This window comes from Thiomicrorhabdus sp. Milos-T2, from assembly GCF_000702325.1.
In the GTDB taxonomy this organism is placed as follows: Bacteria; Pseudomonadota; Gammaproteobacteria; order Thiomicrospirales; family Thiomicrospiraceae; genus Thiomicrorhabdus.
Map to the genome: position 1 here is coordinate 1257592 of NZ_KL370891.1, position 15160 is coordinate 1272751.

The following is a 15160-nucleotide window of genomic DNA, read 5'->3' on the forward strand; positions in this document are numbered from 1 at the left end:
ACTCTTTTAACTCTTTTAACTCTGAGCTATTTTATTCTCATTAAATTCTATTGCGGCTTTTACTAGCCAAATACTTAGCATAATAATTAAGCTTAATACGGCGACGAATATAAATATGCTATACACAGCCATAAACTTACTCTCTAAAGCTTGAGCAAGGTATTGAGATGCTAAACCATAAGCGGCTAATGGATAAACATAAGACCAGCCGGCCATAGTCAAGCCTCCCTTCATAAAGAACCGGTAATTGACAAGCCAAATTAATAACATCATTGAGGCAAAGCCATAACTAAACCAAGTTACGATATTAACAGCCTCAAGAGTAATTATTCCTGAGTGTATATAAGCATCAGAAATAAATAATGAAGCGACACAAGCTAAAGATGGTGGCGCCAAAAATATAAACAAACTTGGTCTTAATTGGACTTGTAACGGCACACTAAACATTAACCGGTAAAAAAGTGATGTTGAAAATGCCAGCCATAGAAACAAGCCAATTGAAAAGAAGAAATAGCTAAACTCATAGACCCAGGGTGTTTGTCTTGTACCAAACTGACTCATTAACGCAATCACAATCACAAAATTGGCAGATAATAAAATAAACCAGGTTGGTTTATGATGATTCAGCTGAAGATTAGAATCAAACAACCAACCATTAACTAAAAAAATATTCATTAAGAAATGCATCAAAGCAACAAAAAGAATGGTGTAAAACAACCAGGCCTGGTCAATTAAATAATAGCTATCTAATACTTGATAAACACTCATTAAAAATAGAATAGTCGTTAAGCTTACCGAGGGTAAAAACGATCTTCTAAAAGGGTCATACCATTCCAGAATTAATTTATTTCGATTAGTGGCTCTGATTAGATGCCATACGTAATGAGTTAAAACAAATACAAACGCAATCCATCCATAAAATAATATTGCTATTGAGAAATCAAACTCTATATTAAATAACTCTTGAAGATGCCTTGCATTTAGTCCTGCACCAATCAATCCCATGGGCATACCAAAAAACAAAATACTAGGTAGGTAATTTAAACGCAATCTGACACCTTATTGATTATAAAAAATGGTTAATTTAAATCTATGTAAAAATTCTATCTTATAATACTTGAATTAACAGCATAAAAAATGCTTTCTATTAATCGTCATAAGTAGAGTACTTACTATCATGCAAAATCAAAATACCAGTCGAATTGCGAATATTCCTATTAACTTATTTGGTGCAGTTATGGGGTTTTCAGGATTAACGCTTGGATTTCAAGCAGCAAACCATCAGATTGGTATATCTATTAATGTGTTTTATAGTTTAGCCCTTTTTACGACGACTATTTTTGCCATTTTAACGATTGCCTATTTTACAAAGTTACTAAAAAACTCCAGCCAAGTCATTGCCGAATTTAATCATCCCGTTTTATTACATTTTTTTCCTACGTTTAGTATTAGTCTGTTATTACTAAGTTTAATTTTTAGAGATATCGCTTTTGATTTAGCTCAAATCATGTGGGTTATTGGTGCTGTAGTGCAATTTGGTTTATTAATTTATATTCTCAGCAATTGGATTCATCATGAAAAATGGCAAATTACCGATATGAATCCCGCTTGGTTTATCCCCGTGGTTGGCGCTATTGTTATTCCACTGGGTGCGGTACACTTTGCTAATGTCGAATTAGGTTGGTTCTTTTTTAGTATAGGCTTGGTTTTTTGGATTATTCTTAGCAGTATTGTAATGTATCGTTTGTTCTTTCATCCGCCATTACTTAAATTACTTGAACCTACCTTATTTATATTAATTGCCCCCCCTTCGCTTGGATTTTTATCCTATATGAGTTTAAACGGTATGGCAGGTGTGGATGAGTTTGCCAGAATTCTCTACTACACCGGTCTGTTTTTAACCCTACTATTATTGAGTCAAATAGTGCGTTTTATTAACGTCCCCTTTTCAATCGCATGGTGGGCTTACACGTTTCCTTTAGGTGCTATTACTCTGGCAACTTTTGTTATGTATCAACAGCTTGGACTAGCCTTTTACAGTTATGTTGCAATGTTTTTACTCTCAATTTTATCTGCACTTATTTTCCATTTAACTCTCAAAACCTTAACTGCCATTAAAAATAAAAAACTCTGTTTACCCTTGCCTTTACCCCCTAAAGCAGACTAGTTTTATTTAAGAGCTTTGCACAAATTAAGTACGTTTTATAAAAACATTAAGCATTCTTTTTATTAATTTTGGCAAAGCTGTTTTATCATTTAAGTACACACAAAAAAAGCGTATTAGACCATTATGATTCAATATCAAATTTCAGCCTTTGACCCTAAATCACACTATTTAAAAGTAACTTTAGCCATTTCAAACCCCATCCAGCCAGTTCAAAACCTGCGCCTACCTAACTGGATACCTGGTAGTTATTTAATTCGAGACTTTGCCAAACATCTTACTGAAATCAAGGTTATCAGCGCTTCCGGTGATTCCATTGAACTGCATACTATTGATAAGTCAAACTGGTCTTTTTCAAGTTTAGAGGCGGTAACCGTTGAGTATTACGTTTATGCTTGGGATTTATCCGTTCGCGGAGCTCATTTTGATGAATCTCATGCCTTTTTTAATGGTACTTCTGTTTTTTTAGAGGTAATAAATCAAAATAGTCAGCCTTGTGAAGTAATTATTGAGCCTTCTTCAGTTACCAAAGAAAATAACTGGAAAGTCGCCACAGGCATGCCTCAAAAGCAGGTTGATGACAATGGTTTTGGTTTATATCAAGCAGACAACTATAGCGCATTAATTGATTATCCCGTTGAGATGGGGACCTTTACTGAAATTTGTTTTGAAGCTTGTGGTGTGCCTCATAAAATGGTCATAACCGGAATTTTTGAGTGCGATGAAACACGTTTAAAACAAGACTTAATTAAAATATGTGAAACGGAGATAAATTTATTTGGACAACCTGCTCCCGTTGAAGATTATCTATTTCAGGTTATGGTAACGGGTAGTGATTACGGTGGATTAGAACACCGTAACTCTACAGCCTTGATTTGTAGTCGCGACGATTTACCTTATAAGGGCATGGGTAAAGCAACTGATGGCTATTTACAGTTCTTAGAACTCTGCAGTCATGAGTATTTTCATACTTGGAATGTGAAACGCATTCAACCTAAGCCATACCAAGCAAGTGATTTACAAACTTCCGTTTATACCAATCAACTGTGGTGGTTTGAAGGAATAACCTCATACTACGATGGTTTAATCTTACACAGAGCAGGATTAATTGACACACAGACATACCTACAAATCTTAGCTAAACAAATGACTCGAGTTTACAGGATGCCAGGACGTTTCAAACAATCCGTTGCAGAGTCAAGTTGGTTAACCTGGACAAAGTTTTACCAACAAGACGAAAATGCGCCTAATGCGATTATTAGCTATTACACTAAAGGAAGTTTAATTGCTCTGGCACTTGATTTAACCATTCGCAAAGAGACCAAGGGTAAAAAATCACTAGATGATGTTTTATTAAGCCTTTGGAATCAGTTTGGCAAAAGTCAAACAGGACTAGAAGATGGACAAATAGAATCAATTTGTTCAGAAGCTAGTGGAATAAACTTAACGCCGTTCTTTGAAGATTATTTATTTGGCACTAAAGACATCCCTTTTGAGGATTTATTTGCAGAATTTGGTTATCAGTTTGAATTAAGAGCATTAACTAGTTTAGATGATTTAGGCGGTGCTTTAACCAATAATTCTAATAGTTCTGCAGATTCAGCAAGTGTTAATGACGATAACAGCCTACCTAATTTTTTAGGTGCCAATGTTAGCCCTACCCTCCAAGGAACATTAAAGGTGACGCATGTTTGGAATGAGCAGCCTGCTTATCATGCTGGTTTATCCGCAGGAGATCAAATCATCGCCTTAAATGATTTACGTATCGACACTAAGTCTCAACTAGAAAAACTATTAGCAAGACATGACAACTCTAAACCATTGCGTTGTCATTATTTTAGAAGAGATGAATTAAGAACAACTCATATTCAACTGGAGATGCCACCTAAGGATAGAGTGACTCTTAGAAAAACCGATTCTCAAAACAAAACCTTAACTTGGCTAACTGAGCGAGCTTAGCAAACTAGCTCACTGCTCAACTTATTCACTTAGGTCTTTGCACGAAGTAGAGACAAGCAATTTATACTTCGTACAAAACCCTCTACATTACTTACAAAATTGACATCATGCCTAATAACAAACAACTTTTAGAACGTATCGATCAACTAGAAATGAATCAGTCATTTCACGATGATAGCATTGAAGCCTTAGAGCGAACCATTGCACTGCAACACCAAGAAATTCAACTTTTAGAAAAAAAGTTGTCATTACTAACCGATTACATTAAAACCATTAAACAAGAGAGTATTAAAGATCCACAAGATGAAACTCCACCACCGCATTATTAGATTTTAATGATAGAATTCAATCTATGAAAAAAATCATCTTTTTAATTATTGTCTTTTTTGCCTGGAAACACTTTTACTATATTGGTAATGCGCCTGAATTAGGGCCTGGAGTTATCGCAAGTGGAACGCCTTACCAAAACTCAACAGATCAAAGATCGTTTCGTAAAGGAGACTATACCTATTATCCTCGAGCTACTTTTGAAGTAGAAGCTAGAGTACTATCTGCATCTCGTTATTATTTTGACCAAGAAGCACGAATATCCCCTATTGATTTAGCCCTTGGCTGGGGGCAAATGTCGGATGAAACGATTATCAATCAGTTCGATATTTGGCAAGAAAAACGTTGGTATAAATGGGAAACGGATAACTTACCTATCCCTAAAAATGAGGTCATTAATAGTAGTGCAAATATGCACCTAATTCCTGATAATGAGGTCATTGCTGAAGAGTTCAAAAAAATTCGTAATGGTGACTTAGTCAATATAAAAGGCTACTTAGTAAATGTTAAGAAAAACACTGGCTGGAAGTGGAAAACATCCATGGTAAGAAGTGATCAAGGTGCAGGGGCTTGCGAAATTATTTATGTTAAAAGCTTTAGTATCGTTAACCCCTATGAGAGGCTGAATTATTAACCTTTTTTACATATTAAGCGATTATTAACGCGTTAAAAGCTCAATCAAAATAAAACTTACCAGGCCTGGTAAGTTTTAAAAACCTATAAACTCTAACCGGGTTTTATTACTTTCTACGTTTATTAAAACCATCACTCAAGTCATGAATGGTTCGTTTAGATGAGGGTTTTCTAGCAACGGGTTTAGAATTAGAGTTCATACGCTTTTGCTTTCTTTCACCCGCTTGTTTATTGCTGCGTAAATCTGGACGCGCTTCTTCTTTCAAATCAACAGACTTTAATAACTGGTTAATCTGCTTCCAGGTCAAGGCTTCTGTTTTACCTTTACGGAGCGCTCTAGGAATTGTAAATTGACCATAACGAACACGATGCAAACGACTGACTTGAACACCTACTGCTTCCCAAATTCGACGAACTTCTCTAAAACGCCCTTCTTTAATGGTGACTTTGTACCATTTATTGATTGATTCGCCCTCTAATGTAGTTTGCATCTTAGATACTTTTGTAAATTTTGCTGGACCGTCATCGAGCTGCACGCCCTTTACAACCTGTTGTAACGCATCATCACTAACCTCACCAAAAACACGTACAGTATATTCACGTTCAACCTCATAAGAGGGATGCATCATACGATTAGCTAATTCGCCGTTATTGGTTAAGATTAATAAACCACTCGTATTTAAATCTAAACGTCCAATACTAATCCAACGACCATTGATAATACGAGGTAACTGTTCAAATATCGTGTCTCGTCCTTTATCATCATTACGCGAACATACACGCCCTTCAGGTTTGTTATACAAAATCACTTGGGTTGGTTGTTTTTGTAAACGCGTTTCTTTAACAGCCTGGTCTCGCACTTTTATTTTGTCGTCGGGCGTGGCACGGTCTCCTAGTTTAGCGGTACGGCCATTAACTTTAACCAAGCCTTCACTAATAAGCGTTTCAACTGAGCGTCTTGAACCAAAACCAGCACGTGCTAGAATTTTTTGAAGCTTTTCATCTGTGGGTTGATTCATATATTTTCTCTTTATTCAGTTTTGCCATTGGCGACTTTGTGATTACAGTAAATAACTTTATACCTATAGCCCAACGATAGTAAAAATCATATCTTTAAACATGCTATAAGGCCCCATTAATAGAGGCGTTAATAAACCTAAAAACATAAGACCTAAAATAATAAAAAAGCCATATGGGGCTAATTGATTATATTGCCAAGACAATTTCTTAGGTAAAAAGGCCGATAAAACTCGGCTACCGTCTAGCGGTGGTATTGGGATGAGGTTTAACACTAATAATATTAAGTTAATGCTAATCCCTGCTAAACCACTGTAAATTAAAAACAACCCTATATCTGGGGATGAAGCCTGTAAAACCATACCTACTTTAGCAATCACAGCCCAAATTATCGCCATAATTAAGTTAGATGCTGGGCCAGCTATGGCAACCCAAGCCATATCTCGACTTGGATTTTTAAAATTGCGAGTATCAACGGGAACCGCTTTAGCCCAACCAAAAATAAAACCTCCTAAAAAAAGCAAGGCTAAAGGGACGACAATCGTACCAATGGGATCAATATGTTTTATTGGGTTTAGTGTTAAACGCCCTAACATTTTAGCCGTTTGGTCACCAAATTTAGAAGCCACCCAACCGTGAGCCACTTCATGTAAAGTAATTGCGAAAATAACGGGTAAAGCCCAAACCGCTATTTTTTGGATAATCGTTAATTCATTCATTCTAAAAAGGTTCCCTGACCTTGACGAACCAAAACAGGTTCTTCTTCGGTAAAATCAATAATTGTTGTTGGTTCAAAACCACTAAAACCACCATCAAGCACCGCATCTAAACAATGAGCATATTCTTCTTGAATACTCCAACCATCTGTCATTGGAGAAGACTCCTCGGGTTGAATTAAGGTTGCCGTTAGCAATGGTTTATCAAAATATTTTAATAAGGCATTAGTGACAATATTTGGCGTAACACGCAAACCGATAGTTTTACGTTTGGGTGCTTGTAAACGTTTAGGAACTTCTCTACTTGCTGGCAGGATAAAAGTGTATGGCCCTGGCAAGTGATTTTTTAAATAACGGAATTGTGTATTTCCAACTTTGGCATACTCTGATAAATTGCTTAAATCGCGACACATTAGAGTCAGTTCATGCTTTTCATCAAGATGTCTTATTTGACGAATTCTATCCGCACCATCTTTAATGTCTAATAAACAACCTAACGCATAACCCGATTCAGTTGGGTAAGCAATTACCCCACCTTTATTTAGAATATCAACAACTTGTTCCAATAATCTTGATTGTGGATTATCTGGATGAACACTAATATATTTACAACTTCTAGCCACAACAAACCCTAAAAAACATACGTCAAAAAAACAAGCGCTAATTATACGCTATTTCTTCTCATACAGCGGGCTTGAAAGGAAAATGGAGTAAAAATTACCTCACTAAATCTAAACTCTCCACTAGTGATTAGATATTGTCAGATTTATCGGCGGCAATCAGACTTTTAATCAGTCTTGTATTATCTAGCTTTATTCTTGCAACTAATTGATGTAAAACTCTATTTAAATAATAGAGCTTCTAAATAACTCCCATACTGGTTTAACCGTTTGAGGCATAGGCGCTAACCAACCCAACCCGCGCCAGCTATGTTCAGGGCGATGAAAATCAGAACCTAAAGAAGCGTAGAGTTCATTCCTTAGGGCTCTTTCAGCCATACCATTAATATCCGCACAATGTCTTGGTTGATTAACTACCTCCATTGCTTGGCCACCGGCTTCTTTAAAATCAGTTATTAGACGATTTAATTTATTACTGGTAAATTTGTAAATACCTGGATGAGCGATGACCGCAATGCCATTTGCTTGATTTATCCAATCAACCACTTCAGCTAAATCAGGCCAGGTAACGCCTACATGCCCTGGCTTACCTTTTTTTAGATAACGATCAAAAGCTTGTTGACCCGTTTTAACCAATCCTTCTTGTTGAAGAAGTTGAGAAAAATGGCCACGCCCTACAACGCCCTCACCGACTAAATTCCAAAGCTTATCTTCAAGATTTTCAATTTTTATATGGGGTTTACTAGCGAGTTTTTCAATCATGCTATTCGCGCGTTCATGGCGTAACTCCCTTATGGACGTTAATCCATTTTGTAAAACTTGGTTATTTAAATCAAAATCTAAACCAACTATATGAATGGTATGGCCATTCCAAGTGCACGAAGCCTCTACACCGGTAATTAATTGAATATTGTTTTTATTCGCATAATCTAAAGCTTGTTCGTAACCTGAGGTAGTATCATGATCAGTAATAGCTAAAGTGGTTACTTCATGTTTTAGTGCTAAGTCAATGATTTCTTTAGGTGATAAACTGCCATCAGAGGCCGTTGTGTGGCAATGAAAATCAACTTTCATAATTTGTACCTTTTAATCCTTAGCAAACCCATATAGAATCCCTCTAAATTAACATAAAAAAACGTTTGGCTACATGAAATTATTATTTGACCTTTTTCCCGTTGTACTCTTTTTTATTGCTTACAAGATGTACGACATCTACACGGCTACCGCCGTAATTATTGTTGCGTCTATTGCGCAAGTTGCCTATTTCTACCTTAAGCATAAACGTGTAGAAAAAATGCATCTTATTACCTTAGCCTTAATTTTAGTTTTAGGTGGATTAACCTTAATCCTGCAAGACGAAGACTTTATTAAGTGGAAACCCACTATTGTTAACTGGGGGTTTGCACTAGTCTTTTTAGGAAGCCACTATATTGGTGAAAAACCCATTATTGAACGCATGATGAGCCAAGCCATTGCTTTAACAGACAATATTTGGATACGATTAAGTTGGCTTTGGATTGTATTTTTTATCATCTCAGGAGTTACCAACCTTTATGTTGCTTTCAATTACGACACAGATACCTGGGTAGACTTTAAACTTTTTGGTTTAATGGGAATGACACTAGTCTTCATTATTATTCAAGGCATATATATTAGCCGTTATATTGAAGAGTCGGATTCAGAGGCTGAAAAACAAGCCTTGCAAGAAGGTCATTCTGATGATGAATTAATTGAACAGCTTAATAAAAACCATTCAACTCAACCAAATGATAAAAAGGACTGATGGATGTTATATTCAATTTTTGCTTACGATAATGAAAATAGCCTACCATTGCGTGAAAAAGCACGCCCTAAGCACATTGCCCGTTTAAAAGAACTTTATGAACAAAATCGATTAGTCATAGCGGGACCTAATCCAGCTATCGATAGTGTAGAACCCGGTGAAGCCGGCTTCACCGGTAGTTTAATCGTGGCCGATTTTCCATCATTAGAAGCCGCAAAAGACTGGGCTAACAACGACCCTTATTTAGAAACTGGCGTTTACAAAGAAGTTCATGTAAAACCCTTTAAACAGGTTTTACCCGAGCCAACCGATTTAAACGAAGAATAATTTAACAAGACCTTATTGAGATTTTTGCAAAAGTCGATGAATGTTTAAAAAAGGCCATAATCCTCTATCTTCAACCTAAAGGATTCTTTCACTTTTTTTCTTACATCCACGACTCGTGTTTATGCCCTTGGGTGCAAAGATCTCTTAATTGTTTTACCTAAAGAGAGAACACTATGTCTAATCTTGCTTATTTAATTCCAAAACGTAATCAAAAAATGCAACTGCAAGCCGCTGATCCCATAGAAATGGTTGATATAGATTTTGTGTCTATTCCGGTTTTAGGCTGGACCTCTGCTGGTGAACCGATACAAATGGAAATGGACTACGACACGGTTTCAGTTCCGGCAAGTATGGTTAAAAAAGAGACTTTTGCATTAAGGGTAAAAGGTAACTCAATGATAGAAGAGAACATCGAAGATGGTGACATTGTCATTATCGAACGCCGCTCTTCTGCTGAAAATGGTGAATCTGTTGTTGTTCGCATTAACAATGAAGAAGTAACCATGAAAAAACTCTACATTGAAAAAACTGGCGTTAGATTACAACCTGCAAATGCAGATATGGAACCAATTTTTCTTAAAAATGAAGATATTGAAATTTTAGGAATTGTTACAGGTATACTTCGTCAACCCTAATTTAAGAGTCCTTTACACAAAAGTATGAACGATTTAACAATAGAGCTACTCATTACTGGTGGAACGCTTGATAAAGATTATCATGCTATTCGTGGTGAACTGGTATTTTCTGAAACTCACCTATCAGAACTGTTATCTGAAGCAAATACAACACTTGATATCCAATCACAGGTTTTAATGCTTAAAGATAGCTTAGAAATGACGGATACTGACCGTGAGATAATTTACCAGGCCTGCTTAACCAGCCATCATTCTCACATCGTTATCACTCACGGAACTGATACTATGTGCCAAACCGCTGAGTATTTATTAAACCGACCAGGCTTGTTAAATAAAACCATTGTATTAACCGGTGCAATGCGTCCTTTTAAATTAGGTAACTCCGATGCCAGCTTTAATATAGCGAGTGCTTTAATGGCCGTACAACTTGCAAAACCCAGTGTTTATATTGCTATGAATGGTCAATTATTTACAGCCCAGCAAGTTCAAAAAAATCGTGCATTAGGTTTGTTTGAAACTATTTGAGACCTTTGCACGAGAGTATGCACGAGTAAAAATGGTTCTAGGTGCTCCTTGAGGGTAAAAATTCACCCGATTTTTGTTGTACCCCAAGGGCACTTCCGGTGGGCGACAACTTGCGAATAGTTAGTTATTCCCTGCGTTTTCCGCCGCAAACGAAGAACTCGACGCCCGAAGGGGTAAGTCGAGAATCAGGCAAATTTTTTACCCTCAAGGGATACTCACGCCTATTTTTCTTTCGCACCTATCTCATGCAAAGGTCTCAATTAATAAACACTCTCTATTAATTTCAGACTTTACACAAAACGAATCTAGCCTAGATTTCATCTAACCCAGACTAAGTTCCCCTTAAATCAAATAACCGAATCACCTAAGCGAGTTAAAAATGACCGTAGTTCTGGCGTAAATCACTGTTGTATTAATCTGGACCACAACGCCTTTAGCGATTGTGTGGAGCGGGGAGACCGATTGGTTTTTTGGGGTTGCTTCACGTACTGCTTTAGGCGCACTTCTTATCTTGCCGATTTTTTACTGGTTGAGAAAAGAGCCCTTTCAGTATGATTTTGCGGCATTAAAAGTTTATTTTTTTGCAGCCATGCCTATCTTTGGAGGTATGACATTAATGTATTGGGCGGGTCAATATCTTCCTTCTGGTTGGGTAGCAATCATTTTTGCCATGACCCCGGTAACGACTGGCGTATTTGCTTATTTTTTATTGCCTAACCAACCACTGACCTTACAAAAAATAATGGCGGTATTTTTAGTTTTAGCCGGATTATTAAGCATTTTTATTCCAAATATTGATTTAGATTTAATGCATATGCAATTGATGGCGATTGGTGTCGCTTTGATAGCGGTTAGCTTTCACTATTAGGAAGTGTCTTAGTTAAACGGTGTGGTACAAATTTACCTGCATTAAATGTTGTAGTAGGCGCTTTATGGTTTACTGTCATTGGGCATTTTTTAATTGCACCCGGCACTCTATTTGACTGGCCGGCACTTATGCCTAGAGAAGTTTATGCAATTTTATACGCCGCATCAGTCGGTTCAGTAATTGGTTTCTTACTCTACTTTTATGTTCTAAGAAATGTAGATGCAATGAAAGTAGCATTAATCCCCGTTATAACCCCAGTGTTTGCTTTATTATTTGGTTATTTATTAAATAATGAGAGCTTAACAGTAACAACTTGGCTAGGAACAAGCCTAGTTATCACTGGATTAATTTTATTTGAATGGCGTTTTAGAACAAAAGAATAGTTGCCAAAATTCATATAGAAACCCGAAAAAACAGATTACTTATATGTAAAGACTTGGATTTAATAAGATAGTACAGTGGTTGAGAAGCCTTTTAAAATATTGAGCCTTCGCCTTAAATTTTGTCACGCAGGCTTCCCGTTACTTTTTGCAATTTGGCAAAAAGTAACCAAAAAACAAACCCCGCTCCATAAATGGGCAAGTTCTAAGCTTGTGAACTGAAAACGCTGAACTCGCTACGCTCAAACGAAGAACTCGGCTGTAGAGACGAGAAACAGCAGCGTTTTTTTTACCGTTCTCTACACCAAGAACCTTGCACCATTTATTACAAGGGGACTTAAGGCGTTTGTCCAAGCTTCAATATTAATCATCACAAAAATGAAAAAAACTCTTATCTCATTATAATTGGTTATTAAATTAGAATCGTAATTGACTGTTGTCCTGTCAGATTAAGTTCAATTTTTAAAAACTTATACAAATTGATGTATAAAATTTAACTTATACAGATTACTAAATGAATGACCAGGCCTGGTAGTTTATCTAAGATAAACTACCCGTTATAAATCATAAGCTTACCACTCTAAGCCTTTAAGATATTTAAACAGCTCTCTAGCAGACTTGGGTGGTTTAGATTGCGATTGTTCTTTTTTAGCATTACGAATCCACTGACGTAACTGCTGACGGTCTGCTTGAGTGTATACGTTCAAAAACTCATGCAAGGCGTCATCGCCTTCTTCAATCAAACGATCACGCCATTTTTCCAATTTATGAAAGTGCGCATTTTGCTGTTTCTTTTTAGCTTCAATTTCAGCTAATTTTTCTTTAATTTCGGCAATTAAAGGTTCATCCTGCCTTAAATAACGACCTATATAAAGTTTTTGGCGTTTTAATGCCGGCCCTTTATCCATGCGTTTTAATAGCAAAAGAGCATCTTGCAGTGTGGTAGGAAGTTGTAATTTTTTAATTTGAGGTTCTGTCATTTCTGACAACTGCTCACCCAAATCCGTTACCGCTTGAGCCGCTCTTTTTATATCACTTCGGCTTTCAAACTCCTCTTGCTCCCAATCCGGAACTTCTTTTTTTGCTTGAACTCGGCCTACATTACGTGGTCTAACCATTCGTTTCTCCTATCATTTCTATCCATTCTGCCTCAGTTAAAACAGAAATGCCAAGTTGTTCTGCTTTGGTTAATTTTGAACCTGCTTTTTCGCCTGCAATAACATAGTCTGTTTTAGACGAAACACTTCCGGTGACTTTAGCCCCCAACGTTTCAAGTTTTTGTTTTGCATCCGTTCTAGATACTTGCTGTAATGTTCCTGTTAAAACAACGACTTTTCCTACAAAATTAGAATTATTAGAAACCTTATTGTTAACAGGCGTTGGCCAATGAATTCCGGCAACGATTAGTCCATTAATCACTTCTTCGTTATGCGGCTGTTGAAAGAAGGTCACAATATGATCAGCTACAATTTCACCTACATCAGATACGTTCAAAAGCTGTTCATGATCAGCGGTTTTGATCGCCTCTAAACTTAAAAAATGGTTAGCTAAATTTTTTGCTGTTACTTCACCTACTTCAGGAACGCCTAAAGCAAAGATAAAGCGTGCTAAGGTTGTTTCTTTTGATTCTTCAATAGCATCAATGACTTTTTGCGCAGACTTACTAGCCATGCGCTCCATACTTTCAAGAGTTTTAGCCTCAAGTCTATACAAATCATCAGGGTGTTTTACTCTGCCTGAATCACACAATTGATCAATTAACTTATCACCTAAACCAACAATATCCATCGCTTTACGTGATACAAAATGCTGTAAAGCACGTTTGCGTTGTGCCGGACAATAAAGCCCGCCAGTACAACGATAAACCGCCTTATCCGATTCTTTAATAACCTCAGAACCACATTCTGGGCAAGAATGAGGCATAACAAAGTTTTTTGCGTTGTCAGGACGTTGTGCTAACACAGGGCCAACCACTTCAGGAATCACATCGCCTGCCCGTCTAACAATAACCATATCGCCAATACGTACATCTTTTCGATCAATTTCATCTTGGTTATGTAGCGTTGCATTAGAAACAATAACGCCTCCAACAGCAACCGGTTCTAATCGAGCAACAGGCGTTAAAGCCCCTGTTCGCCCAACCTGAATTTCAACCTCTAGCAATTTGGTCCAAACTTCTTCTGCAGGAAATTTACGGGCAATGGCCCAACGTGGTGCTTTAGCAGTAAAGCCAAGCGTTTGATGTGTGTTTAATGCATTAACTTTATAAACAATTCCATCAATTTCATAGGTTAAATTAGGCCTTTTCTCAATCAACATATCATAGTATTCAGACATACCCTTAGAGCCTATAACCACTTGAGCATCTGGATTTGTTGGCAACCCCCAAAGCTTGAATTGATTTATAACGGCATCATAAGTTTCTGGAAGTTGGCTATTGTCACTAATTTGACCCCATCCATAGAGATACAAACTTAACTTTCGTTGAGCTGCTATTTTAGGATCAAGCTGACGTAAGGTACCCGCTGCAGCATTTCTTGGATTTGCAAAAGGTTTATCACCACGTTGAATACTTTCGGCATTTAACTGGTTAAATACTTTTTTCGACATAAAAACTTCGCCACGAACTTCAAGAATATCAGGCCAACCTTCACCTAACAAATGTAGTGGTACCGATTGCATCGTGCGAATATTATGAGTAACATCCTCGCCAACCAATCCATCACCACGTGTAGTCGCTTGGGTAAGTTTGCCGTTTTCATAGCGTATATTAATTGCCAAACCATCCATTTTAGGTTCAGCCGAAAACTCAATTTCTGAATCTGTATTTAAACGTTCTTTTATTCGGCGCTGAAAATCAAACAAATCTTCTTGAGAAAAAGCATTATCTAAAGAAAACATGGGGACTGCATGTGTTACCGATTCAAAATGAGACAAAGGTTTATCACCGACTCGTTGAGTGGGTGAATCCAGCGTAATCCATTGAGGATTTTCGCGTTCTATAGCAACTAGTTCTTGATAAAGCTCATCATACTGAGCATCACTTATCAAGGGATTATCTAGCACATAATAAGCATGATTTAACTTGGCAAGTTTTTGCTTTAACTCATTTAATTTTTTATGCGTTATTGTAGGCATGAAGGTACTTTTGGCGATGTAAACGGGAGGTAGGTCATTAAAATTTATAACAACCCTTTTTAGAAAAT

General features: G+C 37.0%; 16 protein-coding genes and 1 pseudogene. 10 read left to right on the top strand and 7 right to left on the bottom strand.

The genetic code is table 11. The features are described from left to right. Positions 1-15: 15 nt before the first annotated feature. Positions 16-1050 (bottom strand): SLAC1 family transporter, encoded by a 1035-nt coding sequence (locus tag BS34_RS0105640; RefSeq protein ID WP_029407558.1) that lies wholly within the window; start codon positions 1048-1050, stop codon positions 16-18. 127 nt (positions 1051-1177) lie between these two features. Between BS34_RS0105640 and BS34_RS0105645 the strand changes: the two genes are divergently transcribed. From BS34_RS0105645 to BS34_RS0105660, 4 genes are all read left to right on the top strand, one after another. After that, positions 1178-2167 carry an SLAC1 anion channel family protein gene (locus tag BS34_RS0105645; RefSeq protein ID WP_029407559.1) on the top strand — a complete coding sequence of 330 codons (990 nt, stop codon included), beginning with the start codon at positions 1178-1180 and terminating at the stop codon, positions 2165-2167. Positions 2168-2290: 123 nt separating this feature from the next. Beyond that, positions 2291-4123 carry a M61 family metallopeptidase gene (locus BS34_RS0105650; protein ID WP_038126289.1) on the top strand — a complete coding sequence of 611 codons (1833 nt, stop codon included), beginning with the start codon at positions 2291-2293 and terminating at the stop codon, positions 4121-4123. Positions 4124-4230: 107 nt separating this feature from the next. Continuing rightward, positions 4231-4452: a SlyX family protein gene (locus BS34_RS0105655; RefSeq protein WP_029407561.1), complete on the top strand. Its 222-nt coding sequence runs from the start codon at positions 4231-4233 to the stop codon at positions 4450-4452. 23 nt (positions 4453-4475) lie between these two features. Continuing rightward, a complete protein-coding gene (locus tag BS34_RS0105660) occupies positions 4476-5084 on the top strand; it encodes a hypothetical protein (RefSeq protein ID WP_038126290.1) in 609 nt (202 codons plus the stop codon). Between the two features lie 106 nt (positions 5085-5190). On the opposite strand, the gene rluB is transcribed toward BS34_RS0105660, so the two are convergent. The 4 genes from rluB to BS34_RS0105680 all read right to left on the bottom strand — a co-directional run bounded on the left by rluB (position 5191) and on the right by BS34_RS0105680 (position 8510). Continuing rightward, entirely contained in the window at positions 5191-6102 is a 912-nt protein-coding gene (rluB, locus tag BS34_RS0105665) for a 23S rRNA pseudouridine(2605) synthase RluB (RefSeq protein ID WP_029407563.1), read from the bottom strand. Between the two features lie 63 nt (positions 6103-6165). Continuing rightward, positions 6166-6819: a site-2 protease family protein gene (locus BS34_RS0105670; RefSeq protein WP_029407564.1), complete on the bottom strand. Its 654-nt coding sequence runs from the start codon at positions 6817-6819 to the stop codon at positions 6166-6168. Then, on the bottom strand, positions 6816-7439 hold the full coding sequence (locus tag BS34_RS0105675; protein WP_029407565.1) for an L-threonylcarbamoyladenylate synthase: 624 nt from the start codon (positions 7437-7439) through the stop codon (positions 6816-6818). Before BS34_RS0105675 ends, BS34_RS0105670 begins: the two co-directional genes overlap by 4 nt. 222 nt (positions 7440-7661) lie before the next feature. Then, the gene (locus tag BS34_RS0105680; RefSeq protein WP_029407566.1) at positions 7662-8510 is read right to left on the bottom strand and encodes a PHP domain-containing protein; all 849 of its coding nucleotides are present in this window, start codon (positions 8508-8510) and stop codon (positions 7662-7664) included. Positions 8511-8583: 73 nt separating this feature from the next. Here BS34_RS0105680 and BS34_RS0105685 point away from each other — a divergent pair, with 73 nt between their 5' ends. The 6 genes and pseudogenes from BS34_RS0105685 to BS34_RS12830 all read left to right on the top strand — a co-directional run. After that, entirely contained in the window at positions 8584-9219 is a 636-nt protein-coding gene (locus tag BS34_RS0105685; RefSeq protein ID WP_029407567.1) for a septation protein A, read from the top strand. 3 nt (positions 9220-9222) lie between these two features. Continuing rightward, on the top strand, positions 9223-9546 hold the full coding sequence (locus BS34_RS0105690; protein ID WP_029407568.1) for a YciI family protein: 324 nt from the start codon (positions 9223-9225) through the stop codon (positions 9544-9546). 173 nt (positions 9547-9719) lie between these two features. Then, the gene (gene lexA, locus BS34_RS0105695; protein WP_029407569.1) at positions 9720-10181 is read left to right on the top strand and encodes a transcriptional repressor LexA; all 462 of its coding nucleotides are present in this window, start codon (positions 9720-9722) and stop codon (positions 10179-10181) included. A gap of 24 nt (positions 10182-10205) precedes the next feature. Next, entirely contained in the window at positions 10206-10706 is a 501-nt protein-coding gene (locus BS34_RS0105700; protein ID WP_029407570.1) for an asparaginase domain-containing protein, read from the top strand. A 442-nt stretch (positions 10707-11148) separates the two neighbouring features. Next, positions 11149-11574, top strand: coding sequence for a DMT family transporter (locus BS34_RS12825; RefSeq protein ID WP_158660981.1), 426 nt, complete (start codon positions 11149-11151; stop codon positions 11572-11574). Positions 11575-11636: 62 nt separating this feature from the next. Continuing rightward, a pseudogene (locus BS34_RS12830) lies at positions 11637-11957 on the top strand (EamA family transporter); the annotation flags it as partial. A gap of 569 nt (positions 11958-12526) precedes the next feature. On the opposite strand, the gene yjgA reads toward BS34_RS12830, so the two are convergent. After that, positions 12527-13072 carry a ribosome biogenesis factor YjgA gene (gene yjgA, locus BS34_RS0105710; RefSeq protein ID WP_029407571.1) on the bottom strand — a complete coding sequence of 182 codons (546 nt, stop codon included), beginning with the start codon at positions 13070-13072 and terminating at the stop codon, positions 12527-12529. Next, the gene (gene ligA, locus BS34_RS0105715; protein WP_029407572.1) at positions 13065-15092 is read right to left on the bottom strand and encodes an NAD-dependent DNA ligase LigA; all 2028 of its coding nucleotides are present in this window, start codon (positions 15090-15092) and stop codon (positions 13065-13067) included. The genes yjgA and ligA overlap by 8 nt, the downstream gene beginning before the upstream one ends. Between the last annotated feature and the right edge of the window lie 68 nt (positions 15093-15160).